The 23887-nt window shown below is 70.9% G+C and carries 25 protein-coding genes; 9 read left to right on the top strand and 16 right to left on the bottom strand.

Annotated features, from left to right (window positions below):
- Positions 1 to 100: 100 nt before the first annotated feature.
- Together ACESMY_RS06595 and ACESMY_RS06590 are read right to left on the bottom strand one after the other, a co-directional pair.
- Entirely contained in the window at positions 101 to 2344 is a 2244-nt protein-coding gene (locus tag ACESMY_RS06595; RefSeq protein ID WP_372783461.1) for a hypothetical protein, read from the bottom strand.
- A 75-nt stretch (positions 2345 to 2419) separates the two neighbouring features.
- Positions 2420 to 3451 carry a P1 family peptidase gene (locus ACESMY_RS06590; RefSeq protein ID WP_372783459.1) on the bottom strand — a complete coding sequence of 344 codons (1032 nt, stop codon included), beginning with the start codon at positions 3449 to 3451 and terminating at the stop codon, positions 2420 to 2422.
- An 83-nt stretch (positions 3452 to 3534) separates the two neighbouring features.
- Between ACESMY_RS06590 and ggt the strand changes: the two genes are divergently transcribed.
- Positions 3535 to 5250 carry a gamma-glutamyltransferase gene (gene ggt, locus ACESMY_RS06585; RefSeq protein ID WP_372783457.1) on the top strand — a complete coding sequence of 572 codons (1716 nt, stop codon included), beginning with the start codon at positions 3535 to 3537 and terminating at the stop codon, positions 5248 to 5250.
- Between the two features lie 103 nt (positions 5251 to 5353).
- Positions 5354 to 5524 (top strand): hypothetical protein, encoded by a 171-nt coding sequence (locus tag ACESMY_RS06580; protein ID WP_372783455.1) that lies wholly within the window; start codon positions 5354 to 5356, stop codon positions 5522 to 5524.
- 56 nt (positions 5525 to 5580) lie between these two features.
- On the opposite strand, the gene ACESMY_RS06575 is transcribed toward ACESMY_RS06580, so the two are convergent.
- The 4 genes from ACESMY_RS06575 to ACESMY_RS06560 all read right to left on the bottom strand — a co-directional run bounded on the left by ACESMY_RS06575 (position 5581) and on the right by ACESMY_RS06560 (position 9034).
- Positions 5581 to 7080, bottom strand: a complete 1500-nt coding sequence (locus ACESMY_RS06575) for a sensor histidine kinase (RefSeq protein ID WP_372783453.1) — start codon at positions 7078 to 7080, stop codon at positions 5581 to 5583.
- A 78-nt stretch (positions 7081 to 7158) separates the two neighbouring features.
- On the bottom strand, positions 7159 to 8202 hold the full coding sequence (locus ACESMY_RS06570) for a quinone-dependent dihydroorotate dehydrogenase (protein ID WP_372783451.1): 1044 nt from the start codon (positions 8200 to 8202) through the stop codon (positions 7159 to 7161).
- On the bottom strand, positions 8199 to 8540 hold the full coding sequence (locus ACESMY_RS06565; RefSeq protein ID WP_372783449.1) for a DUF952 domain-containing protein: 342 nt from the start codon (positions 8538 to 8540) through the stop codon (positions 8199 to 8201). Before ACESMY_RS06565 ends, ACESMY_RS06570 begins: the two co-directional genes overlap by 4 nt.
- Complete coding sequence (locus ACESMY_RS06560) at positions 8537 to 9034, bottom strand: histidine phosphatase family protein (protein ID WP_372783445.1); 498 nt, start codon at positions 9032 to 9034, stop codon at positions 8537 to 8539. Before ACESMY_RS06560 ends, ACESMY_RS06565 begins: the two co-directional genes overlap by 4 nt.
- A 104-nt stretch (positions 9035 to 9138) precedes the next feature.
- Between ACESMY_RS06560 and ACESMY_RS06555 the strand changes: the two genes are divergently transcribed.
- Together ACESMY_RS06555 and metW are read left to right on the top strand one after the other, a co-directional pair.
- The gene (locus ACESMY_RS06555) at positions 9139 to 10293 is read left to right on the top strand and encodes a homoserine O-acetyltransferase (RefSeq protein WP_372783443.1); all 1155 of its coding nucleotides are present in this window, start codon (positions 9139 to 9141) and stop codon (positions 10291 to 10293) included.
- Entirely contained in the window at positions 10293 to 10997 is a 705-nt protein-coding gene (gene metW / locus ACESMY_RS06550; protein WP_372783441.1) for a methionine biosynthesis protein MetW, read from the top strand. The genes ACESMY_RS06555 and metW overlap by 1 nt, the downstream gene beginning before the upstream one ends.
- Here metW and ACESMY_RS06545 read toward each other — a convergent pair.
- Positions 10994 to 11338, bottom strand: coding sequence for a P-II family nitrogen regulator (locus ACESMY_RS06545; protein WP_372783439.1), 345 nt, complete (start codon positions 11336 to 11338; stop codon positions 10994 to 10996). The genes metW and ACESMY_RS06545 overlap by 4 nt on opposite strands.
- Entirely contained in the window at positions 11335 to 12147 is an 813-nt protein-coding gene (locus tag ACESMY_RS06540; protein ID WP_372783437.1) for a class I SAM-dependent methyltransferase, read from the bottom strand. Before ACESMY_RS06540 ends, ACESMY_RS06545 begins: the two co-directional genes overlap by 4 nt.
- A gap of 85 nt (positions 12148 to 12232) precedes the next feature.
- Between ACESMY_RS06540 and gloB the strand changes: the two genes are divergently transcribed.
- On the top strand, positions 12233 to 12994 hold the full coding sequence (gloB, locus tag ACESMY_RS06535; RefSeq protein ID WP_372783435.1) for a hydroxyacylglutathione hydrolase: 762 nt from the start codon (positions 12233 to 12235) through the stop codon (positions 12992 to 12994).
- 10 nt (positions 12995 to 13004) lie between these two features.
- On the opposite strand, the gene ACESMY_RS06530 is transcribed toward gloB, so the two are convergent.
- Genes ACESMY_RS06530 through ACESMY_RS06520 form a run of 3 tightly spaced genes read right to left on the bottom strand, consistent with a single transcriptional unit; the run spans position 13005 to position 15817 of the window.
- Positions 13005 to 13802, bottom strand: a complete 798-nt coding sequence (locus ACESMY_RS06530) for a DUF4908 domain-containing protein (RefSeq protein ID WP_372783433.1) — start codon at positions 13800 to 13802, stop codon at positions 13005 to 13007.
- Between the two features lie 58 nt (positions 13803 to 13860).
- On the bottom strand, positions 13861 to 14586 hold the full coding sequence (gene phbB / locus ACESMY_RS06525) for an acetoacetyl-CoA reductase (RefSeq protein WP_372783431.1): 726 nt from the start codon (positions 14584 to 14586) through the stop codon (positions 13861 to 13863).
- 55 nt (positions 14587 to 14641) lie between these two features.
- A complete protein-coding gene (locus ACESMY_RS06520; RefSeq protein WP_372783429.1) occupies positions 14642 to 15817 on the bottom strand; it encodes an acetyl-CoA C-acetyltransferase in 1176 nt (391 codons plus the stop codon).
- Between the two features lie 186 nt (positions 15818 to 16003).
- On the opposite strand from ACESMY_RS06520, the gene phaR reads away from it, so the two are divergent.
- Both phaR and ACESMY_RS06510 read left to right on the top strand, forming a co-directional pair.
- On the top strand, positions 16004 to 16624 hold the full coding sequence (phaR, locus tag ACESMY_RS06515; protein WP_372783427.1) for a polyhydroxyalkanoate synthesis repressor PhaR: 621 nt from the start codon (positions 16004 to 16006) through the stop codon (positions 16622 to 16624).
- Positions 16625 to 16670: 46 nt separating this feature from the next.
- On the top strand, positions 16671 to 17000 hold the full coding sequence (locus ACESMY_RS06510; protein WP_372783425.1) for a hypothetical protein: 330 nt from the start codon (positions 16671 to 16673) through the stop codon (positions 16998 to 17000).
- On the opposite strand, the gene ACESMY_RS06505 is transcribed toward ACESMY_RS06510, so the two are convergent.
- On the bottom strand, positions 16997 to 17311 hold the full coding sequence (locus ACESMY_RS06505) for a DNA-binding protein (RefSeq protein ID WP_372783423.1): 315 nt from the start codon (positions 17309 to 17311) through the stop codon (positions 16997 to 16999). The genes ACESMY_RS06510 and ACESMY_RS06505 overlap by 4 nt on opposite strands.
- Before the next feature lie 134 nt (positions 17312 to 17445).
- On the bottom strand, positions 17446 to 18186 hold the full coding sequence (locus ACESMY_RS06500; protein ID WP_372783421.1) for a glycosyltransferase: 741 nt from the start codon (positions 18184 to 18186) through the stop codon (positions 17446 to 17448).
- Between the two features lie 56 nt (positions 18187 to 18242).
- On the opposite strand from ACESMY_RS06500, the gene ACESMY_RS06495 reads away from it, so the two are divergent.
- Together ACESMY_RS06495 and ACESMY_RS06490 are read left to right on the top strand one after the other, a co-directional pair.
- Complete coding sequence (locus tag ACESMY_RS06495; RefSeq protein WP_372784047.1) at positions 18243 to 19925, top strand: ArnT family glycosyltransferase; 1683 nt, start codon at positions 18243 to 18245, stop codon at positions 19923 to 19925.
- Positions 19922 to 20827, top strand: a complete 906-nt coding sequence (locus ACESMY_RS06490) for a hydroxymethylglutaryl-CoA lyase (RefSeq protein ID WP_372783419.1) — start codon at positions 19922 to 19924, stop codon at positions 20825 to 20827. Before ACESMY_RS06495 ends, ACESMY_RS06490 begins: the two co-directional genes overlap by 4 nt.
- Here ACESMY_RS06490 and ACESMY_RS06485 read toward each other — a convergent pair.
- The 3 genes from ACESMY_RS06485 to thrS form a co-directional block, all read right to left on the bottom strand.
- On the bottom strand, positions 20824 to 21648 hold the full coding sequence (locus ACESMY_RS06485) for a class I SAM-dependent methyltransferase (protein ID WP_372783417.1): 825 nt from the start codon (positions 21646 to 21648) through the stop codon (positions 20824 to 20826). The genes ACESMY_RS06490 and ACESMY_RS06485 overlap by 4 nt on opposite strands.
- Positions 21649 to 21670: 22 nt before the next feature.
- Positions 21671 to 22609 carry a glycosyltransferase family 2 protein gene (locus ACESMY_RS06480; protein ID WP_372783415.1) on the bottom strand — a complete coding sequence of 313 codons (939 nt, stop codon included), beginning with the start codon at positions 22607 to 22609 and terminating at the stop codon, positions 21671 to 21673.
- Positions 22606 to 23887: threonine--tRNA ligase (thrS, locus tag ACESMY_RS06475; RefSeq protein WP_372783413.1), on the bottom strand; the 1282-nt coding region annotated here is incomplete at its 5' end. The genes thrS and ACESMY_RS06480, both read right to left, overlap by 4 nt.

Raw genomic sequence — 23887 nt, 5'->3', positions numbered from 1 at the left:
CGGTAAGGGTCCATGTCAGGGCGGGGAATTTAACGCCGCGCTTCATTCCTTGTCGCGCTTGAAGGTTCAAGGGCGTTCTCTATCCGGTCGGTGGGCGGCTCTAACCCGCGACCATCTCGCGCAGGCCCGGCACCCGCTGCATCAGCGCCTCGTTCAGCGCCTCGCGGCGGGACCAGAGGTCGCGGTACCAGGCGCGGCGCCGGGCGATCTGGCCCGCGAACATCCGCTCCTCGCGGACATAGTCCCAGGCCCGGCGCGCCAGCCGGCTGCGCAGATCCTGGTCGCCGAGGGCCTGGCTGAGCAGCGGCGCCCAGTCGGCGATCTCCGGCGCCAGGAGGCCGTTCACCCCATGCTCGATCACCCGGCCGTAGATGGTCGGCGAGGCGATGGTCAGGGCGCCGGACCGCGACCCGTCGATGAACTTGGCGTCGCTCTTGGTCTCCCGCAGGGGCAGGGGCGCGATGGGCGACAGCGAGATCGCGCACTCGCTCATCAGCCGCAGGTAGCCCTCGAAGCTCATATAGCCGTGGTAGTGCTTCCGCTCGGTCGGCAGGGCCTCGAAGAACCGCTGGTCGCCGATCACCACGAACTCGGTTTCCGGGTGTTCCGCGACCACCGGCCTCAGCGAGCGGGCGACGTCGACCGCATAGTCGCCGCGGATCATCCCGCCGTAAAACACCCGCGGCGGCCGGTCGCCCTCGATGAACGGTGCGAGATCGAACGCCGAGTTGGGGAACATGACGACCTCGGGATTGTAGGGCCGGAAGGCCTCGACGAGCTGCGGCGTCGAGGTCTGCACGGCGTGCGCGAAGCCGAACCGCAGCATGTCGGCCTCCGACGCGGGCCGTCCCTGTAGCTCGGCGATCAGCCGGGGGTGGTCGTCATATTCCTTCACCACGATCCAGCCGGCCTGGATCGCCGTCGCCAGCAGCGGTCGCCAGCGCTCGGCGTCGAGTTCGGCGCTGCGCTGGAGGATGACCACCTTGGGCGTGTCGGGGGAAAGCGTCGGCAGCCTGGTCGGCGGGGTCTCATAGGCGACCTGCAGCTCAGGATCGGATCGCAAGGCGCGGGCCGGCAGGCGCGTGCGGATGTCCATCAGGAGACCCGCATAGACCACGGTCTTCAGATGCAGCGCCGGCTCGGGGCGGCCCTCGCGCTTCTGGGCGCGGATCACCCCCGTGCCGGCCTCGTCGACGGGCTCGCGCAACTTCAGACCGTGCGGAGCCAATTGCCCGGCGACGTCCTGCCGGGGTTCGGTCCAGCGGGCCACCAGATGGCCGCCCGGCCGCAGGGCTGCGGCGAACCGCGCCAGCATCGGGGCCGGCGGCGCGGCGGCCGCGACGATGGCGTCGAACCCGCCCTCCCCCGGCAGGTCGGTCTCGCCCTCTGCGAGCACAACGATCTCGGCGGTGGGATTGGTCGGGGCCATGGCGGCGCGGAAGGTCTCACCGTGCGCGCCCCAGTAGAGCAGGCGCCGCGCCGTGAGCGGCGTCGATTCCAGCAGCGGCTCGTCGAGTTCAGCCGCGTCGAAGGGGTTCACCGCCGAGGCGCGGCGGCAAGCTTCCAGGATGATGTCCTGCGTCGGCCCGGCGGCCTGTCCGAGAAGATTGTGGCCGGCCTCGGGGATCAGGTGCAGCCGCACCCGCGGATCCTGCGCGAGACGCCGGCGCGCGGCGGCGGTCACCAGGCTTGGAAAGCGCTTCACCGGGCGCTCAGGCTCCAGCGGCTCGCCGCCCAGGATCACGTCGGCGGGCGCGCGCAACCCGTCCAGCAGCGAGAGGTAATTCCGGTCCGCCGTCTCGTGCGCGCTGACGCCGAAGGCCTCGAAGACCATGTCGCCGGCGGCAAGGTCGGTCGTGCGGCCGAGGACCTCGCGCAGCGGCCCGACGATGGGCCAGAGCCCGCCGGTGATCAGCGGCGGCTCGATCGCGACCACCCGGACCAGGTTGCGGGCGCGCACGCCCAGGGCCACTACGGCGCCCAGCGAGACCCCCAGCAGCATCACCGGGCGTCTCGGGAACACGGCCTCGATGAACTCGCCGACCGCGAGCGCGATATCCGAAACGGCGAACGAGGTCAGCGGCGGGGCATCCGCGCCTGGCATGCGCATGATGCAGGCGTCGGCCAGGACGCTCAGCGCATTGGGAAGGTTCTTGAGGTCCTCGACGGGTGAGAAGGTCCCGCCGATCGCCAGCACCATGGGCTTGGCGGACGGCGCGAACACGCCGGGACGACTCCACAGCGCGATGGGGCCGAAGCGGGTCGCGACGTCGCGTCGGACGAGATCGCCAAGGCTCACGAAACGCCAACCGCCTTCCAGACCGGCCGCCTCGGCCGCGGGCATGCGGCGTCGGCCGGGAGGCGCCCTGCATAGGCAGACATCGCCACGGCTTCAAGCGACGCGGGCGCGGGCGTTTTCCTAAGCCCGCAGGTCGCGCCAGCAGGGCGCCTCGGCGCTGGGCCAGGGCGTCGCCTCAAACACCGCGCGGGCGACGGCGCGGGCCAGGGTGTCGGCGGCGAGCGCGCCGATCCGGGCCACCGTGTAGTCCGCCGCCTCCGGCATCGGCCGCCGGCTGGTGGAGATCGCGAACACCACGTCGCCGTCGAAGGGCGCGTGGATCGGCCGGATGGCGCGCGCCAGGCCGTCCTGCGCCATGATCGCCACCCGTTTGGCCTGGGCGGGCGTCAGGGCCACGTCGGTGGCCACGCAAGCGACGGTGGTGTTGCGGGCGTCACCCGCCGTCTTGGCGCGCCCCCAGTCCTCCGGGGCGGCCGCCAGGCCGGCGGAGCCCAGGCCGCCGAACTCGCCGTCGATCTCGTAGGGCGCGGCCCAGAAGGTTCGTCCGCCCGGCGCGGTCACCGAGCCCCAGCTGTTCACCGCCACGAGGGCGCCGACCGCGATCCCGTCGGCGGCGACGATGGAGGCCGAGCCGACGCCGCCCTTCAGCGAGCCCGCCATGGCCCCGCAGCCCGCGCCGGCGGTCCCCAGGTCGAAGGTCTCCGCGGCGGAGGCCACGGCGGCTAGGCCAAGCGCGCGATAGGGTGGGTCCTCGCCCCAGGCCTTGTCGCCGCCGTTGGCGAGGTCGAACAGTATGGCCGCGGGGATCACCGGCGAGACCGGCACGCCGGGCGCGTTCGCCAGGCCATAGCCGCGTCCACGCGCGCCCAGCCAGGCCGCCACCCCGTCGGCTGCGGCGAGGCCGTAGACCGACCCGCCGGACAGCACCACGGCGTCTACCGCCTCGACCAGGTTCTCGGGGCTGAGCGCATCGGCCTCCCGCGTGCCCGGCGCGCCGCCGCGCACGTCGCAGGCGCAGACCGCGCGCTCGTCCGGAAGGATCACGGTCACCCCCGTGCGCCGGTCCATCTGCTGGGCCTGGCCGACTTTCAGACCCAGGATATCGGTGATCAGGTTGCGGGCGCCCGGGCGGGCATGCGAAGGCATGGCCATTGGCGGACCTCGCACAGCCCAAGCATCATTGTCTACGCGCCGCAATATCGTGGCGCCCCATCGCCTCCGGAGCTTTCAGTCACGTGACCCTCGCTAAGCGACTCCTGTCCGTCGGCCTCGCCGCCTTGCTCGCCAGTTCCGCCGTCGCCGTCCCGAGCCAGGGCGCGCCCGCCGCCGTCCCGAAGGGCCCCTCGGTGATGATCGCCGCGGCCGAGCCGGCCGCCGTCGACGCCGGGCTCAAGGTGCTGAAGGCCGGCGGCTCGGCGATCGACGCCGCGGTCGCCGTCCAGGCGGTTCTGGGCCTGATCGAGCCGCAGAGCTCCGGCCTCGGCGGCGGATCGTTCATGGTCTTCTACGACGCCAAGACCCGCCAGGTGACCGCCTACAACGGCCGCGAGACCGCGCCGGCCGGCGCGACGCCCGAGATGTTCTACGGCCCGGACGGCCGAGCTCTGCCCAAGGGACAGGCGATCATCGGCGGCCGCTCGGCCGGCGTGCCGGGCGCCATCGCCATGCTCCACCTGGCGCAGAGCCAACACGGCAAGCTCGCTTGGGCCAACCTGTTCGGCGACGCCGAGCGGATGGCGGCCGACGGTTTCGCGGTGCCGGCGCGGATGGCGGCGGCCGCCAGTTCGCGCGCGCCCCAGGCCTCCCAGCCCGACGCCGTCGCCTATTTCACCAAGCCGGATGGGACCAAGGTCAAGACCGGCGACATCATGAAGAACCCGGCCTACGCCGAAACCCTGCGCAAGATCGCGGCCCAAGGGCCAAAGGCCCTGCTGGAAGGTCCGATCGCCCAGGCCATCGTCGACAAGCTTCACCAGAGCCCGATGCCCGGGACCATGACGCTGAAGGACCTGGCCAGCTACAAGCCCAAGGCGACGCCGGCGGTCTGCCGCCCCTACCGGGTCTATGTGGTCTGCGTGCCGCCCGCGCCCTCCGGCGGTCCGGCCGTCCTGGAAGGCCTCGGCATCCTCGAGCGCACCGACATCGGGGCGCACCGCAACGACGCCCAGGGCTGGTACCTGTTCAGCCAGGCGAGCCGGCTGATGTACGCCGACCGCGACCGCTACTACGGCGATCCGGACTTCGTGGACGTGCCGATGGAGGGCCTGCTGGAGCCGGCCTATCTCGATAGCCGCGCCAAGTTGATCAACCCGGCGACCGCCGGCCCGCCGCCGCAGCCCGGCAAGCCCAGGGGGGCCGGCGTCCGCGCGCCTGACCGCACCAAGGAGCCCGGCGGCACCACCCATTTCGTGATCGTCGACAAGGACGGCAACGTGCTGTCCATGACCACCACCGTCGAGAGCATCTTCGGTGACGGCCGGATGGTCGGCGGCTTCTTCCTCAACAACCAGCTGACCGACTTCTCCTTCGAGCCGAAGGAGTCCGACGGCGCGCCGGCCGCCAATGCGGTCGCGCCCGGCAAGCGGCCCCGCTCGTCGATGGCGGCCGCCATCGTGCTCGACAAGCAAGGCCGGTTCGTCGAGGCGCTGGGCTCTCCTGGCGGCCCCTCGATCATCGCCTTCAACCTGAAGGGGTTGGTCGGCACGCTCGACTGGAAGCTGCCCATGCAGGAGGCGATCAGCCTGCCCAACCTGATCGGGGCCGGAACCTTCTACGCCTCGGAGCCCGCGAAATATCCGCCCGGCGTGGTCGACGCCCTGGCGGCCAAGGGGGTGAAACTGCAAGGCGGCGCCTTCGGCGAGGGCTCCGGCCTGCAGGGGATCGAGGTCACGCCGAACGGCCTTCGCGGTGGCGCCGACCCACGCCGCGAAGGCGTCGCCAAGGGCTACTAGCCGGCCCCGCCTGAAACTTCCGAGGTCGCCACCGCCCGGGCCGCTAGGTCCGGATTCCTACATACAGTTTGCGCCACCAGACAATTGAGCGGCATCCTGATCGATGGAAGACGCCAAACGCCTCCGCGCCCGCGCCGACCAGGCCAAGCGGCTCGGCGCTTCTATCGGCAACGTCGCCGATCAGGAGAGCATCGCCAAGATCGCCGAGGAATGGGACTTGGAAGCGACCGCAGCCGAGGAAATTGCCGCTCGTCAGGCCTCCGAAGGCTCCTGATCCTCCCAAGGCTTCTCGGTTGGTGGCGTAGCGGCCGGAGTTGGTGGGGAGGGCGACTAGGCAGCCCCGCTCTTCGTCGCGCGGCGGCGTGCGGGCGTCGCAGCCGGCGGGGGAACGCCCGGCAGGCGAAGCTCGAAGGTCGAGCCCTTCGGCCCGGTCGCGGCCAGGGTGAGGTCTCCGCCGTGGCCCTGGGCGAGTTCGCGGGCGATGGCGAGGCCGAGGCCCGCGCCGTCAGGCCGCCCGGACCCCGCGAAGGGCTGGAACAGCCGCTCCTGCACCCGATCCGGCACGCCCGGCCCATTGTCCGTCACCCGCACGAGGCTGGCCTCGGCGCTGCGTGACAAGGTCACCGAGATACGACCCGGCGCCCTGCGCCGCTCCTGGTGCTCGATGGCCTCGCGGGCGTTGCGCAGCAGGTTGGCCAGGATCCGGTGCAACTGGTCGGGATCGGCGCTGACCTGCTCGGCCGCGCCGATATTGCAGGTGAGCGCGACGTTCCGCTCGGTGAGCCGGGCCTCCTCCGCCGCGCTCTCGATGGCGGCGGCCAGCGGCACGGGATGGACTTCGGGCGCCGCCTCCTGGGTCTTGCCGTAGGCCAGCACGCCGGAGGCTAGTTTCACGGCCCGGTCGAGCGCGCGTTCGAGCCTGGGCAGCGCCTGGCTGACCTTGGGGTCCTTCAGGGCCGCCAGCCGCTCCGAGGCGATCTGGGCGCTGGTCAGCATGTTCTTCAGGTCGTGGTTGATCTTGGCCACCGCCTCGCCCAGCGCCGCCAGCCGCGCCCGGGAGTTCAGGGCCGTGCGTAGATCGGCCTGCATACGGTCGAGCTCTGCCTCGGCGCGGCCGATCTCGTCGCGGCGGCCGGAAAGCTGCACCCGCGCCTCGGCGTCCTCGGGATCGGCCCGGAACCGCTCCATGGCCTTGGTGATCCGCTGCATCGGCCGGACCAGGAAGAAGTTCAGCGTCAGATAGACCAGCACGCCGGCCACGGTGGAGACGAAGGCCGCCACCAGGATCAGCTTCCACAGGTAGGAGACCAGCCCGCGCCTCAGGTCCGCGTCAGGGGCTACGATCTCGATGAAGTCGACGCGGCGCAGGAAGGTCGGGCTCGCCACCACCCGCACATAGCCGCCATGGCCGGCAAACAGGGTCTGGAAGGGCGCCACGAGCCAGGAGGTCGGCGCCTGGGCCCGCAGGTCGACGAGATAGGGCGCGCGCTTCAGCGACGGCCCGCCCAGCACCAGGCGGCGCACGCCGTCAGCCTGGATCGCCACCCGCACCACGCCCGCGCCCTCGAGAAGCTGGGCGGCGATCTGCTGGGAGACCTTGCGGTCCGGCGTGGCGTCCGGCGCCAGCGAGGCAAGTTCGGCCGCCCGGATGCGGTCCAGCAGCCACTTCTCCTCGAAGGACGCCAGCGCCGGCGGCAGGGCGAAGGCCCCGGCCGAGGCCACGAACAGGATGGTGAGAGTGAGCAGGCGCGCGGAGAGGCCGCCCGGCCAGAAGAAGCGGGGCCTCTTGGGCCGTGTCAGCTCCTGTGGCGTGGGGGCGGCGTCCGCCATGATCCTTCCGAGTTAATGCAGCGCGGCCGCTTCGGCAACGCGGGCCTGGGGCCTGCAAGCCCTGGGCCTCCTGAACGCCTATTGTGCGCCCACAGCCTCGCTTATCGCAGTAAAGCCGTCGGCGCGCAGCCGCGCCGCCAGGTCGCGCTTGATCCGCATGACCAGGTCCGGCCCCTCGAACACCAGGGCCGAATAGAGCTGGACCGCGCAGGCCCCGGCCCGGATCTTGGCGTAGGCGTCGCCGCCCGAACCGATTCCACCAACGCCGACCAGGACCAGGCGCCCTGCTGCGATCTGCGCGAACTCGTCCAGCACGCGGGTGGAGAGCGCCTTCAGCGGCGCCCCGGAAAGCCCGCCGGTTTCGCCGGCGAACCGCGACCCGAGCGCGGGCCGCGACACGGTGGTGTTGGAGACCATGATCCCGGTCACGCCGTAGCCCAGGCAGGCGCCGACAATGGTCTCCACCTCGCCGGGCTCCAGGTCCGGCGCGACCTTCAGGAACATCGGCCCGCCGGCCGCCGCCGGCAGGACGCCGCGCGCCTCAGCCAGGCGGCCCAGCAGCTCGTCGAGCGCGGCCTTGGTCTGCAGCGCCCTGAGACCGGGGGTGTTGGGCGAGGAGACATTGATCGTGAAATAGGACGCCAGGCCCCAGAGCCGCTTGAGACCGGTGACGTAGTCGCCGATGCGGTCCTCGGAGTCCTTGTTGGCCCCGATGTTGGCGCCGACGACGCCCGGGCCCCGGCGTGCGAGCCGGCCGGCGAAAGCCTCCAGGCCGCGGTTGTTGAAGCCCATGCGGTTGATCACCGCCCGGTCCTCGCTCAGCCGGAAGAGCCTGGGCCGCGGATTGCCGGCCTGGGGCTTCGGGGTCACCGTCCCGCACTCCACGAAGCCGAAGCCGGCGCGCAGCATCGGCGCGAAGACCTCGGCGTCCTTGTCGAAGCCAGGCGCCAGACCCACGGCGTTCGACAGCGGCAGGCCCGCCAGCGACGTCGCCAGGATCGGATCGTCGCGGTCGCCGACCGGTCCCAGTCCCACCTTCAGGCCGAGGATCGCCGCGCGGTGGGCGTCCTCCGGGTCGAGCGCCCGCAGGGCCTGGGTCGCGAGGCCATGCAGGCCGCTCACTCGGAAATCTCGACCTGTGGCGCGCCGTCGGCGCCCAGCGGAGCCTCCGTCACGGCGCGGACCAGCGCCGTCTCGAGCCGGGCGTAGAGGTGCGGGAAGAGCGCCCCGCCGCGCGACGCCTCCCAGCGCAGGGCCGAGCCCAGGTCGTCGGCCTCCACGGCCAGCACCACCAGGTCCTGCTGGCCGGCGAAATGCCGGCGCGCGGTCTCCTGGGCCTGTTCGGCGGTCGAGAAGTGGATGAAGCCGTCCTGCAGGTCGACCGGCGAGCCGTCGAAGCGGCGCTGGGCCAGCGCCGCCTCCCACGCCTCGCGCGGGAGGATCTTGTAGATGCGGCTCAATCGCCGCGATCCGGGAAGAACAGGCCGTCGAAGGACGGACGGCCGTTGTCGTCGAACAGGAACACCGCGGCGGCGGCCGTGGGGAACTGCCGCCGCGCCCGCTCGATCAGGGTGGCCGGCGAGGAGCCCTCCATCAGGAGACGCACCGTCAACTCCTGGATCCCCGGATTGTGGCCCACGACCATCACCGTGCCGGCCCGCTCGCCCGCCCGTTCGGCCTCGCGCCGGATGGCGCCGGAATCAGCGTGATAGAGCTCGCCGTCGAACTGCGCCCGGGCCTTGGGGAAATGCGCCTCGGCGGCCGCCCAGGTCTCCCGGGTCCGCGCGGCGGGCGAGACCAGCGCCACGTCCGGCGCAAAGCCCAGATCGGCCAGTTTGGCGGCCATGGCCGCCGATTCGCGGACCCCGCGGCCGGCGAGCCGGCGGTCGAAGTCCTCGCCGCTGGCGGATTCCGGCTCAGCCTTGCCGTGCCGGAAAAGGATCAGCCGGTCCATGCACACTCCACCCCTGACAGAGCCCTCATAGCCGCCCCCGCGCCGGCTGCGAAGCCGCCTCGCGGCCATTGACAGCGAAAGGGCTTGGCGGTCCTAAGGCCCGCATGACCGCCGCAGCCAAGACCAGCCCTGCGCGTGCGATGGACGGCGGGACCATGCGGTTCCCGGCCGGCAAGGCCCTGCGCCTGGATTCCGGAGCCAGGCTCGAGCCTCTCGAGGTCGCCTACAAGACCTATGGCCGCCTGAACGAGGCCAAGTCCAACGCCGTCCTGGTCTGCCACGCGCTGACCGGCGACCAGCACGCCGGATCGGTGAACCCGATCACCGGCCGTCCCGGCTGGTGGGACCGCGTGATCGGAGCCGGCCTGCCGCTCGATCCGGACCGCTACTTCGTGATCGCCACCAATGTGGTGGGCGGCTGCATGGGCTCGACCGGGCCGAGCTCGGTCAACCCGAAGACCGGCGCGCCCTATGGCCTCACCTTCCCGGTGATCACCATCGCCGACATGGTGCGCGCCCAGGCCATGCTGATCGAGGCGCTGGGCATCGAGAGCCTGCTGGCCGTGGTCGGCGGCTCCATGGGCGGCATGCAGGTGCTGCAGTGGGCGGCGGACTATCCGGAGAAGCTGTTCAGCGCGGTCTGCGTCGCCGCAGCGCCCCGCCATTCGGCCCAGAACATCGCCTTCCACGAGGTCGGCCGCCAGGCGATCATGGCCGACCCCGACTGGCGCGGCGGGGCCTATGAGGCCGCCGGCGTCAGGCCGGAGAAGGGCCTAGCCGTCGCGCGCATGGCCGCCCACATCACCTACCTGTCCGAGCCCGCCCTGCAGCGGAAGTTCGGCCGCGAGCTGCAGCGCGACGGACTCTCCTGGGGCTTCGACGCCGATTTCCAGGTGGAGAGCTATCTGCGCCACCAGGGGACCAGTTTCGTCGACCGCTTCGACGCCAACTCCTACCTCTACATCACCCGCGCGCTCGATTACTTCGACCTCGCCGCCCAGCACGGCGGGGTGCTGGCCGAGGCGTTCCGCAAGGCCCGTGGCGTGCGCTTCTGTGTGCTGTCGTTCTCATCCGACTGGCTCTATCCGACCGCCGAGAGCCGCGACATCGTCCGCGCGCTCAACGCCGCGGGTTGTCGAGCCAGTTTCGCCGAGATCGAGACCGACAAGGGCCACGACGCCTTCTTCCTCGACGAGCCGCAGTTCGACGCGACCCTGCGCGGCTTCTTCGCCTCCACCGCCCAGGCGCGGGGCCTCTAGTGCCGGCCATCCGCGAGGACTTCGCCGAGATCCTGCGGCTGGTGCGTCCCGGCGCGCGGGTGCTGGACGTCGGCTGCGAGGACGGCGAACTGCTCGAGCTGCTCACCCGCGAGAAGCGCGTCGACGGCCAGGGGCTGGAGATCAGCCCGGCCGGCGTCTCCGCCTGCCTCGCCAAGGGCCTGGCCGTGGTGCAGGGCGACGGCGACCGCGACCTCGACCACTTCCCGACCAAGGCCTTCGACTACGCGATCCTGTCGAAGACCCTGCAGCAGATGCGTGAGCCCAGGCACGTGCTCTCCGAGCTGTTGCGCATCGCCGACCAGGCGATCGTCTCGGTGCCGAACTTCGGCCATTGGCGGATGCGGGTGTCGCTGATGGCGCGCGGGCGCATGCCGGAGACCCGCGCCCTGCCCGACCCCTGGTGGTCGACGCCGAACATCCACCTCTGCACCCTTCGCGACTTCACCGATCTCTGCCGCGAGCTCGGCTTGCGGGTGGACGCCTGCGCGGCGCTCTCCAGCGGCAAGCGGGCGCGATCGATCCGGCCGGACGGCCTCCTGGAGAACTGGCGCTCGGAGACCGCGCTCTTCCTGCTCAGCCGCCGCGCCGAAGCCGCCCCGGTCGCCGCCGCGCAGAACCTGTTCGGCGAGGTCGAGGCGCCGAAGCCGGCGGCTCCGAAGCCGCGGCGGCGGGCGAAGGATTAGCCCGCGATGGCGGCGGCGTCGCGGTCGCCTGTGCGGATGCGCAGGGCCTGCTCCAGGTCGATGACGAAGACCTTGCCGTCGCCGATCTTGCCGGTGTTGGCGGTGCGCGCCACGGCCTCGATCACCGCGTCGACGATGTCGGAGGGGACGGCGATCTCCAGCCTCACCTTCGGCAGCAGCTTCACCTCGTACTCCGCGCCCCGGTAGACTTCGGTCTTGCCGCGTTGCCGGCCATAGCCTCGCACCTCGGTGACGGTCAGCCCCGAGGCGCCGGCCTCGGTGACCGCCTCGAGCACGGCGTCGAGGCGGCTCGGCTTGATGATCGCGATGATCATCTTCATGGCGCGGCCTTTCGGTTGGACTTCCCCGCGAGGCTAAGGCTTTCCCCGCCCGCCTCCAAGAGGCCGCGCCGAGTCTGCGGGCCCGGCGCCTTGGAAATGGGCGCCGGCGCGAGCAGGGGCCGGGTCCGGCGCACCCGCGCGCCAAGGCCGCGTGGCTTCACCGCGAAGGTCTGTTTCACGGCCTCCATGAGCAGCAGCCCGGCGAATCCCGGCCATAGCCGCGAGCCGGTCTGCTCGAAGCCCTCCGCCCAGCCGGCCAGCCAGTTCACCGGCGGCACATAGAGCGCCCGGGTCCAGCCGGAGGGCTCGAGCTCGGCCTCGCGCAGCAGTTCGGCGAGCTGGCTGCGGCTGTAGGGCCGGCCATGACCGAACGGGGTCTTCTCGGTGTTGGCCCAAAGCCCATTGCGCGCCGCCACGGCGACCACGACCCGGCCGGACGGAGCGAGCACCCGCCAGACCTCGCGCAAGAGGCCGATCGGGTCGGGGCTTTCCTCGATGCCGTGGACCACCAGGATGCGGTCGAAGAGCGCGTTGGCGAAGGGCAGGCTGTCCTCGCCCACCAGGGTCGTCAGGTTGCGCTCGCCGGCCGGCCATATCTCGACGCCCTGCTGGGCCGGCATGGCGCCCACCACGCGGCGCGCGGCGTGGCGGGCGGTCGCCACGAAGGGCGTCGCATAGCCCAGCGCCAGCACGTCCAGGCCGCGGGCGTCGCCCCAGGTTTCGAGCACCTTGCGCCCGACCATGGCGCGCGCGGCGCGGCCGAGGTCGGAGGCGTAGAACTGCCGAAGCTCGAGGACATCGCGGCGCATGAGCCCATGGCTAGGCTCGACTAAGGCCTTGCGCCAACCTAAATCGCGTCGCTTGAGTTCGTCCTGCCAGTCTGGAGGCTCCCCGATGCCGCTTACCGTCCACCAGTTCCCCTGCCTTTCGGACAACTACGGCTTCCTCGCCCACGACGAGGCGACCGGGAAGACGGCCTGTATCGACACCCCGGAGGTCGCGCCGATCCTGGCGGCGCTCAAGGCCCAGGGCTGGACGCTCGACCTGATCCTCAACACCCACTGGCACCCCGACCACGCCGGCGGCAACGCCGAGATCGTGACCGCCACCGGCGCGACCGTGGTCGGGCCCGCCGAGGTGACCAAGCTCACCCCCATCGACCGCGAGGTGAAGGGCGGCGATGTGGTAATGCTGGGCGAGACGCGGTTCGAGGTCATCGAGACCGGCGGCCATACGCTGGGCCATATCGCCTATTTCGACCCCGCCGACCGCATCGCCTTCGTAGGCGACACCCTCTTCGCGCTCGGTTGCGGGCGGCTCTTCGAGGGGACGGCCGAGCAGATGTGGACCAGCCTGCAGCGGCTCGCCGCCCTGCCCGACGAGACCACCGTCTACTGCGCCCATGAATACACCGCCTCCAACGCCCGCTTCGCGCTGTCGGTCGACGACGCCCCGGCGCTGAAGGCCCGGGCCGAAAAGATCTTCGCCATGCGCGAGCGCGGCGAGCCAACGGTGCCGACGACCATCGCGCTTGAGAAGGCCACCAACCCGTTCCTCCGGGCGCCCAAGCTGGCGGACCGGGTCGGGGCGGGCGGCGAGCCGGACTACATGGCCTTCGGCGCCGTGCGCGCGGCCAAGGACAACTTCAAGGGCTAGGCTTCCGCGCCTAGTGGATCGTCTCGCACACCTGGACGATCAGGTCCGAGGAGGGCCGCCCGGCCACGCCCTGGGGCGGCGCGACCGTCACCTGCAGCACGCCCTCATAGATCTGGGCCGCCGACTTGCGGCCTTCCACCAGCCGCACCTTCAGGATGCGGTCCAGCAGCCGTCGTGAATCCGTGCGCTTGGTCATCCGCACCACGGCCTCGCTGGTCACCATGGCGGAATCGGCGATCAGGGCGGAGGACGTCGGCGTCGCCTCGGCTTCGAAGGGGATCAGCCGGCGCGCCGCGCGGCTGGCCCGCGCGCTGGCCTGCGCCAGCCGCTCGAGGAGCGCCTGGGGCCCCATGATCGCCAGCCGCAGCGGCGTGCCGACGCCCGCCAGCGCCGCGGCCGAGCCGCCCGGCCGCTGGTCGGTGAAGATGGTGACGCCGCCCAGGCGCGTGGCGCGCAGCACCGGCTCGCCCAGGTCGTTCTTGTAGATGGTGTCGCCGCGCGGGGCGGCCTGCGGCTGGAGCGCCCAGACCTCGAAGCTGTTCTCGAACTTCAGCAGCGGCTTGGGTTGGGTCTTGTCGAGCGTGAAGACGTCGCCATCCTCCGAGACGTAGCGCGCCACCGGCGGGGCGGCGAACTGGCGGCCGTCCGAGGGGCGCGACCCGAACAGGCCCTGGCGCAGGCTCTCGACCGGCCCGGCCGCCGCCGGATGGGCGATTCCAAGGGCTATGCACAGGATCGCGGCGCTGACCGCCGCTGAACCCGTCCTTGAAGAAGCCAGTGGCTCACCCGTCATGACGTGCAAGGGCATGGGCGGCGACTGGGGCGCTTTTTGGACCGGGGTGGGGCCTTCACCCGACGGAACAGCCTTAACCGACCAGGTACTGGCCGCCATTGAGCGATAGTGTCGTTCCGGTCACATATCCGGCCCGCTCGCCGGCCAGGAAGGCCACCATGTCGGCGATCTCGTCGCCACGGCCCAGACGGCCCACCGGAATCTGCCCGATAATGCCCTCCAGCACCTTCGCGGGCACCGCCTGCACCATCTCGGTGTCGATGTAGCCCGGCGCGATGCAGTTCACCGTCACGCCCTTCTTGGCGTTCTCCAGGGCCAGCGCCTTGGTGAAGCCGATCATCCCGGCCTTGGCGGCGGAATAGTTGGTCTGGCCGACCTGGCCCTTCTGGCCGTTGATCGAGGAGATGTTGATGATCCGGCCCCATTCGCGCTCCCGCATGCCCTCGATCACCTGACGGGTCATGTTGAAGAGCGAATCCATGTTCACCCGGATCACCTCGCTCCACTGCTCAGATTGCATGCGGTGGAAGACGCCGTCGCGGGTGATGCCGGCGTTGTTCACCAGGATGTCGATCGGGCCGAGTTCGGCGGTCACCGCGGCCACCGCGTGCTGGCAGTCCGCGAAATTGCCGACATTGCCCTTGATGACCATGGCGCCGGTCTCGCGCTTCAGCGCCTCGGCCGCCGCGTCATTGCCGGAATAGCCGGCCGCGACCTTGAACCCGTCCTCCGTCAGCCGCTCCACGATCGCCCGTCCGATGCCACGGGTTCCACCCGTGACCAGCGCCACCCTGGCCATGCCGTTCGTCTCCCTAGGACCGTCGCCGGTTGATCCGGCGCTCTGGTCGATGATCTCAGACTTTTTCGACGCACATGGCCACGCCCATGCCGCCGCCGACGCAAAGCGTGGCGAGGCCTTTGGATGCGTCCGTGCGGTTCATCTCGTGCAGCAGGGTGGTGAGAATCCGCGCGCCCGACGCGCCGATCGGATGACCGATGGCGATGGCCCCGCCGTTAACGTTCACCTTCGCCGGATCCAGGCCCAGGTCGCGGACCACGCAGATCGACTGCGCCGCGAAGGCCTCGTTGGATTCCACCAGGTCGAGGTCCCCGACCGCCCAGCCGGCCTTTTCCAGCGCCTTGCGGCTGGCCGGGATCGGGCCGGTGCCCATGATCTCCGGGTCGACGCCGGCGTGGGCCCAGGAGGCGATGCGCGCCAAGGGCTTCAAGCCGCGCTTCTTGGCCTCGTCGGCGGTCATCAGCACCAGGGCCGCGGCGCCGTCGTTGAGGCCGGAGGCGTTGGCGGCGGTGACCGTGCCGTCCTTGGTGAAGGCGGGCCTGAGGCCGGAGATGCTCTCCAGCGTCGTTCCCGGCCGGATGAATTCGTCCTGGTCGACGATGGTGTCGCCCTTGCGCCCCTTGATCGTCACCGGAGCGATCTCGCCCGCGAACTTGCCGGCCTTCTGGGCGGCCTCGGCCTTGTTCTGCGAGCCCACGGCGAACCGGTCCTGGTCCTCGCGGGTGATCTGCCAGCGGGCGGCGATGTTCTCCGCGGTCTGGCCCATGTGATAGCCGTGGAAGGCGTCCCACAGGCCGTCCTTGATCATGGTGTCGACGAAGGAGAGGTCGCCCATCTTCTGGCCGTTGCGCAGGTTCTGGGCGTGTGGCGACTGGCTCATGCTCTCCTGGCCGCCGGCGATCACGATGTCGGCCGAGCCGTCCTGGATCTGCTGGGCGCCGAGCGCCACGGCCCGCAGGCCTGAGCCGCAGAGCTGGTTCAGGCTCCAGGCGGGGCTCTCCACCGGGATGCCGGCGTTGACCGAGGCCTGGCGGGCGGGGCCCTGGCCGGCGCCGGCCTGCAGCACCTGGCCCATGATCACCTCATCGACGTCCGAGGCCTTGATGCCGGCGCGCTCGATGGCGGCCAGGATGGCGACCCTGCCGAGTTCGTGGGCGGGCAGGCTGGAAAGCGCCCCGTTGAACGAGCCGACCGCGGTCCGGGCGGCGGAAACGATGACGATGTCGCTCATGACGAGTTCCTTGACGGCGTAGGAGGCGGCCCTTTCCGTCATCTATTGGGACGGCTTGAGGTTTCCGCAAGCCCGCGCATCATTCCCGCCGATTGCCATTCCGCTCGCATCCGCGATACTGCAGTGCAGAAACAGTGGGTTGGCGGCCCGACGTTCTTAAGGTCCGCACCCGGCAAAGGATTTGGGATGGCCGACAGCCAGGAGACCGCCGCCCAGGGCGAGCGCGTCGTCATCAAGAAATACGCCAATCGGCGGCTCTACAACACCGCCTCCTCCAGCTACGTCACCCTCGAACACCTCTCCGAGATGGTGAAGCAGAACATCGATTTCGTGGTCTACGACGCCAAGACCAACGAGGACATCACCCGCTCGGTCCTGACCCAGATCATCTTCGAGGAGGAAAGCCAGCAGGGGCAGAGCCTGTTGCCGATCCAGTTTCTGCGGCAGCTGATCGGCTTCTACGGCAATTCGATGCAGGCCTTCCTGCCGAGCTACCTGGAACTGTCGCTGGCCAGCTTCACCCAGCAGCAGGAGCGGATGCGGACCCAGTTCACCTCGCTCGGCCACGCGCCGGGCGGCAGCGTGTTCGACGAGCAGGTTCGTCAGAACCTGGCGCTCTTCGACCGGGCGATGAAGATGTTCTCGCCTTTCGCCTACGCCAAGGCCGAGGACGCCGCGCCGGCCGCGCCCCGCGCCGAACCGGCCTCGCCGGCCGCGCCGCCGCCGGCTGACGACGCCCTGGTCGCGCTTCGCAAGCAGATGGAGGAGATGCAGGCCCAGATCGAGAAGCTGGCCGGCAAGTCCTGACGGCCGCTCGATTTCCTTAACCCGGACCCGCGATCATACTGGCGTCATGACCTCGCCCATCGACCCGACCCGCCGGTCCCCGCCCACCCGCCGCTCGAAGGCCTCGGCGGCGGACATCATCGAGGAGCTCGAGGGCAAGGCCGAGGCCGAAGCGCCCAACCTGCCCATTCCGGTGTCGCGGGCGCGCACGATCCCGCCGAAGACGCCAGTCGCCAGCGCCGCGCAGATCGAGGCCCAGCTGCTGGGCGAGCGCCGCGGCCTGAAGGCCGGCGCCTCGGTGATCGACCAGGCCAAGGTCAGCTACAACCGCACCGAATGGTCCGGCTCCAAGGACCGCCGCGCGCCGAAGGGCCGGGCGGCGAAGACCAAGATCTAGCCTCCGCGCAGCCGCGCGACTTCCGCCTCCAGCGCCGCCACTCGCCGCTCCAGGGCGGCGATCCGCGTGTCCGCGCCCGACTGGCCGGGCAGTGGCGTCGAGACGCCCGCCCGCGACGCCACCTCGCCGGCCTCGACGCCGAGCAGCTCGGCAAAAGCCGCCACCTCCCCGGCCGAAAGCTCCCTCTGGTCCTTGAAGGCCAGCGCCAGGTCCGCCGCGCTCATCGCGGCCGCCGCGGCCAGCACCCCGCGCGAAAGCCCGCGCTCGCCGAGGCGCGCATCGAACCATTCCGCGTCGAAGAATAGGGCCATGGGGTCCGCCGCAAGCTGGCGCCGGTCTTGCTTAACCGTGTTCGAAACCATCGATCACGGACCGCGCTCATGCTGCAAGTCGTCTTCCGCTTCGTCGATATCTCGGTCGTGGTCCTGATCCTGTCAGCCCTGACCTAGACCTCGTCGACGGCGCCCGGATTGCGGGCCCGCGACTGCAGCCAGATCACGCCATAGAGGTCCGACAGCGACGCCCAGAGCCGGCCGAGGTTGGTGTATTTCGACGCGCCCGTCTGGCGGTGGCGGTGGTTCACCGGCAGGAAGGCGGTCAGATAGCCTTCCCGCTGCATCAGCGCCGGCAGGTAGCGGTGGATGTGGTCGAAGTAGGGGAGCCGCAGGAAGGCCTCGCGCCGGAAGGCCTTCAGGCCGCAGCCGGTGTCGTTGGCGGTGTCGTTCAGCAGCCGCTTCCTGACCCCGTTGCCGATCCGCGAGGCGAGCTTCTTGGCATAGCTGTCCTGCCGCTTGACCCGCTCGCCGCCGACCAGGGCCAGCTCCGGCGGTCCGGCGGTCAGCGCGTCCACCAGCCGGGGCGCATCGGCCGGATCGTTCTGGCCGTCGCCGTCCAGGGTGACGATGACGCCGCCCCGCGCGCCCAGGATGCCGGAGCGCACCGCCCGGCTCTGGCCTGAGTTCCTGCTGTGCGCCAGCACGCGCAGCTGCGGGATCTCGCCCGACAGCGCCTTCAGCGCCGCGCGGGTGCCGTCGCGGCTGGCGTCATCGACGAACACCATCTCGTAGTTCCGGCCCTTGAAGGCGGTCGCGATCTCGCGGGCGAGCGCCGGCGCGGCGCCTTCCTCGTCGAACACGGGAACCACCACGGAGATATCGGGCGTCGAAGGGGCGGGCTTGCGGGCCATGGGCCTCCCATAGCGGAAAAGGCGGCGTTGGGAAGGATCGTGCTATCACCGCCATGATGAAGCTCGACGGTGAATTGGCGCGCCTCAGCCGTGGCTGGCGCGGACCCGCCATGGCGGCGCTGGTCGCCTTCCTGGCCGGCCTGCCCGGCTTGCTGGCCGTCCCGCCGCTCGACCGCGACGAATCGCGCTTCGCCCAGGCCACCGCCCAGATGCTGGAGAGCCGCGACTTCGTGGTGATCCGCTACCAGGAGGAGCCGCGCTTCAAGAAGCCGGTCGGCATCCACTGGCTGCAGGCCGCCACCGTCTCCCTGCTCTCCCGCCCCGAGGCCCGCGAGATCTGGGCCTACCGCATCCCGAGCCTGCTCGGCGCCATGCTGGCGGCAGCGGCCTGCGCCTGGGGCGCCTCGGCCTTCTTCGGCGCGCCCGCGGGCCTGCTCGCCGGGGCCATGCTGGGGACCACCTTCCTGCTCTCCACCGAGGCGCTGATCGCCAAGACCGACGCCATGCTCTGCGGCTGCACGACGCTGGCCCTGGCCGCGCTCGCCCGCCTCTACGCCGAGGCGCGCGACGGACCGCCCGCGGGCCGGCGCGCCTGGCTCCTGTTCTGGCTCGGCCTATCGCTCGGAATCCTGGTGAAGGGCCCGATCGCGCCGATGGTCGCGGCGCTGACGATCATCGCCCTGATCGCCGTCGACCGAAGGCCCGCCTGGCTCGCCCGCCTCAACTGGATCTGGGGCCTGATCATCCTGGCCGCCATCGTCGGACCCTGGGCGGGCGCGGTCACCGTCGCCACCGATGGCGGGTTCTGGAGCGCCGCGCTCTCCGGCGACCTCGCGCCCAAGCTGGCCGGCGGCCAGGAAACGCATGGCGCGCCGCCCGGCTACCACACCCTGCTGGCGCCGCTGCTGATCTTCCCGATGACGCTGCTGCTGCCGGCCGCCGTGGTCGCCGCCGTCCACCGCTGGCGCGAGCCCGGGGTGCGGTTCGCGCTCTGCTGGCTGCTCCCGTCCTGGATCGTCTTCGAGGCCCTGCCGACCAAGCTCGTCCACTACACCCTGCCCACCTATGGCGCGATCGCCTGGCTGGCGGCCGCGGCCCTCACCCAGGCGATCGGCCCCAGGCCCCGCTGGGCCGGCGCGGTGCTCGGCGGGTTCTTCGGCGTGGTGCTGGCCGCGGCGACCTTCTACCTGGTCAAGCTCTACGGCGACGGCTCCGACCTCCCGGCGGCGATCCTCACGGCCCTGCTGCTGGCCGGCGCGGGCCTCCTCGGCGGCTACCTGCTGGTCCGCCGCACGCCGCAGGCCGCGGTGGCCGGGGCGCTGGCCCTGGGCCTCGCCGGCCACGCGGCGCTGGCGGCGGGCCTCGCGCCGCGCCTGACGCCGCTGTGGCTGTCGGCGCGGACGGAGCGGGCGATGGAGAAGGCCAAGCTGCTGCCCGAGCAAGGGATCGCCGACGCCCCGGTCACCGTGGCCGGCTACGCCGAGCCCAGCCTGGTCTTCGCGCTCGGCACGCCCACCGAGCTCGCCGGGCCCGAGGACGCGGCCCAGGCGATCTCCGAACACCGCCCGGCGGTCGTCGAACAGCGCGAGGAGGCCGATTTCCGCAAGGCCCTTTCGCTCTATCGTGCGCAGGCCCATCTGGTGGCCACGGTGAAGGGCCTCGACTATTCGGACGGCAAGACAATGACCCTGCGCATCTATGAGGCGGCGGCCGCGCCGAAGCCCGGAGCAGCCCCATGAGCCGCACCATCGAAATCGTCGAGGTCGGCCCCCGCGACGGCCTGCAGAACGAAAAGGCCCTGCTCGAGGTCGACCAGAAGCTCGAGTTCATCCACCGCCTGGAGGCCGCGGGCGCGCGCCGGATGGAGACCGTCTCCTTCGTCAATCCCAAGCGCGTGCCGCAGATGGCCGGCGCCGAGGAGATCTCCGCCGCCCTGCCGCATCAGCCCGGGCGCTCGCGCATCGGCCTGGTGCTGAACGAACGCGGCTGGGACCGCTGCGTCGCCGCAGCTTGCGACGAGGCCAACGTCGTGGTCTGCGCCACCGACGGCTTCGGCATCCGCAACCAGGGCGCCTCGGCCGAGGAACAGACCATCGCCATGCAGGCCATCGCCGCGCGCCAGAAGGCCGAGGGCGGTCCGCCGATCACGGTGACCGTCTCGGTCGCCTTCGGCTGCCCCTTCGACGGCGAGGTCTCCGAGGAACAGGTCCTGCGTATCGTGCGCGCCGCCGCCGAGGCCGGCGTGGCGGAGATCGCGCTCGCCGACACCATCGGAGTCGCCGATCCGTGGCTGGTCCGCAAGCGTGTCGAGGCGACCCGCAAGGCGGCGCCCGACCAGCGCCTGCGCATGCACTTCCACGACACCCGCAACACCGGCCTCGCCAACGCCTATGCCTCGGTCGAGGCGGGCGTGCATGTGCTCGACGCCAGCTGCGGCGGCCTGGGCGGCTGCCCCTTCGCGCCGGACGCCACCGGCAACATCGGCACCGAAGACCTGGTCTATATGCTGGAGCGCGCCGGCATCGAGACCGGCTACGACCTGCCGGGCCTGATTTCCACGGCCAAGTGGATGGCCGGCATCCTCGGCAAGCCGCCGGCGGCCTCGGTCAGCCGAGCGGGCGTTTTCCCGATGCCCGCCTAGGGCTTCACCACGACGAACAGGTCCTGGCCGCCGTCATATTCCGCGGGCGGATGCCACGCGCCGCGCAACAGGGCCACGACCTTCAGCCCGGCCTGCGCGACCGCCGCCTCCAGGACATCGCGGCGATGGCCGATGGCGCGCTCGGGATAGCGCTGGTCGATCACCGCCGAGGCTTCCTCGAACGGCTGGAACTCGAACACCTCGGAGCGGTCGCGGCCCGGCTCCAGGGCGAAGGCGGTGAAGGCCAGTCGTCCGCCCGGCCTCAGCACCCGCGCGCTCTCGGCGAGGTAACGGCGAAGCCCCGCCATCCGCATGTGGGTGAAGACCGAGGTGGCGAAGGCCACGTCGATGGATCCGTCCGCCGCCGGAAACACCGTGTCGAGCTCGGCGACCTTGCCGGCGGCGTTGTATTCGCCGTTCCAGACGTCGAGGTGCTCGAAGCGCAGGTGCGGCGCGTCCGCGAACCGCCGCCGGCAGGCCTGGATGCCCGAACGCGAGATATCGAACCCCACGTAGCCGCCGCCGTCGCTCAGGAAGGGCGCGAGCTGCTCGGCCACCCGGCCATTGCCGCAGCCGATGTCGAGCACCCGGTCGGAGGGCTTCAGGCCCGCGTGGTCGCGCAGGTTGCGCAGCAGCTGCGCGCCCACCGCGATGAAGTCGCCGTCGCCGACATTGTGGATGAAGGCCCAGGGCTCGGCCCGCCGCGCGGGGTCGGCCAGGCGCGCCGGCAGGCTCTGCAGGTCGAGCAGCGCCCCGGCCGCCGCGCGGCGCAGGCCGGGCGGCGCATAGCCGGCGATCCTTCGAAGAAAGCGCGGAGCCATCGGTCTCTCCCGCGCCCCTGGCCTAGCCGGCGCGGCCTCGCAGCCGCCACATCATCGGCCGCACCACCGCTGCGCCCACCACCACCGGCGACAGGATCCAGGCGATCAGCTGTTGGGTGACGCCCACCGCCCGCTTGCGGAAGTAGCGCGCCAGGCCGACGCCCTTGTGGAATTCGACGCGCAGCGGGCTGGTCAGGCTGGTGTGGCCCAGGTGGATCACCTCGGCCTTGGGATGAAACAGCACCCGGCCGCCCATCTGGCGCACCCGCCAGCAGAGGTCGACGTCCTCGACGTGCAGGAAGTACTTCTCGTCGAAGCCCTGCACGCAGTCGAAATCCTCGCGGCGCATGCAGAAGCAGGCCCCTGAGATGGTCGGCACGGCGGCGACCTGATCGGGCGTCGGCTGGCCCTCCCAGTGGACGTCGTGATGCTTCCAGGCCGGCACCTTCTCGGCCAGACGGCTGAGCGACAGGAGCGCGGCCACCAGCGTGATGTCGCCGCGCCGCGCGCCGCGCTGTTCGGTGAGGTCGGCGTTCAGCACCCGGCCGCCGACGATGCAGGGCACGGGCCGGCCCTCGATCTCGCGCACCAGCTCGGCGATGCAGCGCGGCTGCAGGAAGGCGTCGGGATTGAGGAACACCAGGACGTCGCCGGTGGCCTTGCGCGCGCCCAGGTTGGCGCCGCGCGCGAAGCCGATGTTGCCGTGGCCGCTCAACAGAACCACCCGCGGGTCGCGCTCGGCGAGCGCGCGCAGGCCCGCGGCGTCGGCGCCGGACGAGCCGTTGTCGACGATCACGAACTCGTCGATCAGTTCGTCCTTCAGCACCCGGTCCACGCTCTCATCGAGCGCGGCGCCGGTCATGTAGACGACCATGACCACGGAAACTGTGCGCCGAGCGCCGAGGAAATCCGGATTGGGAGCGGATTCAACGGCGACGATCGGTGCGGCGATGCCGTTCATCCAGCCTCCATGGCGCCGACCGTGCGCAGGGGCGGCGATTCAATTCCCCCTGCATCACGCGCAACATCAGGCGGAGTCGCCTGTAAGGCAAGTGCGTTCGCCGCTGCCGAGAGCTCCAGAATCTCCTGTCCGTCGGACCCGAAGCGCCGCAGCGCGACCTGGCCGAGCTCGGCCTCGCGCCGGCCCACGACGGCCAGCACCGGGACCTTGGCCAGGCTGTGCTCGCGCACCTTGTAGTTGATCTTTTCGTTCCGCAGATCGAGGTCCACCCGCAGCCCCTTGGCCTTCAGCTCCGCCACAACCCGACGCGCATAGTCGTCCGCGTCCGAAGTGATCGTGGCGACGACAACCTGAACAGGAGCTAACCAGAGTGGGAACGCGCCCGCGAAGTTTTCGATCATTACGCCCAGGAAGCGCTCCATCGAGCCGCAGATCGCCCGGTGCAGCATCACCGGGCGCTGCTTGGAGCCATCCTCGGCGACGTACTCGGCGTCGAGGCGTTCGGGCAGCACATAGTCGAGCTGCAGCGTCCCGCACTGCCAGGTGCGGCCGATGGCGTCCTTCAGGTGGAACTCCAGCTTCGGGCCATAGAAGGCGCCCTCCCCCGGCAACATCTCCACCTGGCAGCCGGCGGCGATCGCCGCGCGCTCCAGCTTCTGCTCGGCGATGTCCCAGACCTCGTCCGTGCCGAACCTGAGGTCCGGTCTGAGAGCCAGCTTCACCGAATCCAGCGTCAGTCCGCAGTCGCGATAGACGCTCTCCAGCAGGTGGACGAACTTCGTCGACTCTTCCTCGATCTGGTCCTCGCGGCAGAAGATGTGCGCGTCGTCCTGGGTGAAGGCCCGCAGGCGGAAGATGCCGTGCAGTGCGCCCGAGGGCTCGTAGCGGTGGCAGGCGCCGAACTCGGCCATCCGGAGCGGCAGGTCGCGGTAGCTCTTCTGGCCGTAGTTGAAGATCTGCACGTGGCCCGGGCAGTTCATCGGCTTCACGGCCAGGACTTCGCCTTCCGTGGTCTCGCAGGTGAACATGCTCTGGCCGAACTTCTGCCAGTGGCCGGACTTTTCCCACAGCTCGCGGTCCATGATCTGCGGCGCCTTGACCTCGACGTAGCCGTCGGCGTCCAGGCGGCGGCGCATATAGGCCTCGACCGTGCGGTAGAGCGTCCAGCCGTTGGGGTGCCAGAAGATCATCCCCTTGGCCTCTTCCTGCAGGTGGAAGAGGTTCATGGCCCGGCCGATCTTGCGGTGGTCGCGCTTCTCGGCCTCCTCCAGGCGGTGG

The organism is Phenylobacterium sp. (genome assembly GCF_041691455.1).
Taxonomy (GTDB): domain Bacteria; phylum Pseudomonadota; class Alphaproteobacteria; order Caulobacterales; family Caulobacteraceae; genus Phenylobacterium.
This window is presented reverse-complemented; position numbering and strand designations above follow the sequence as displayed.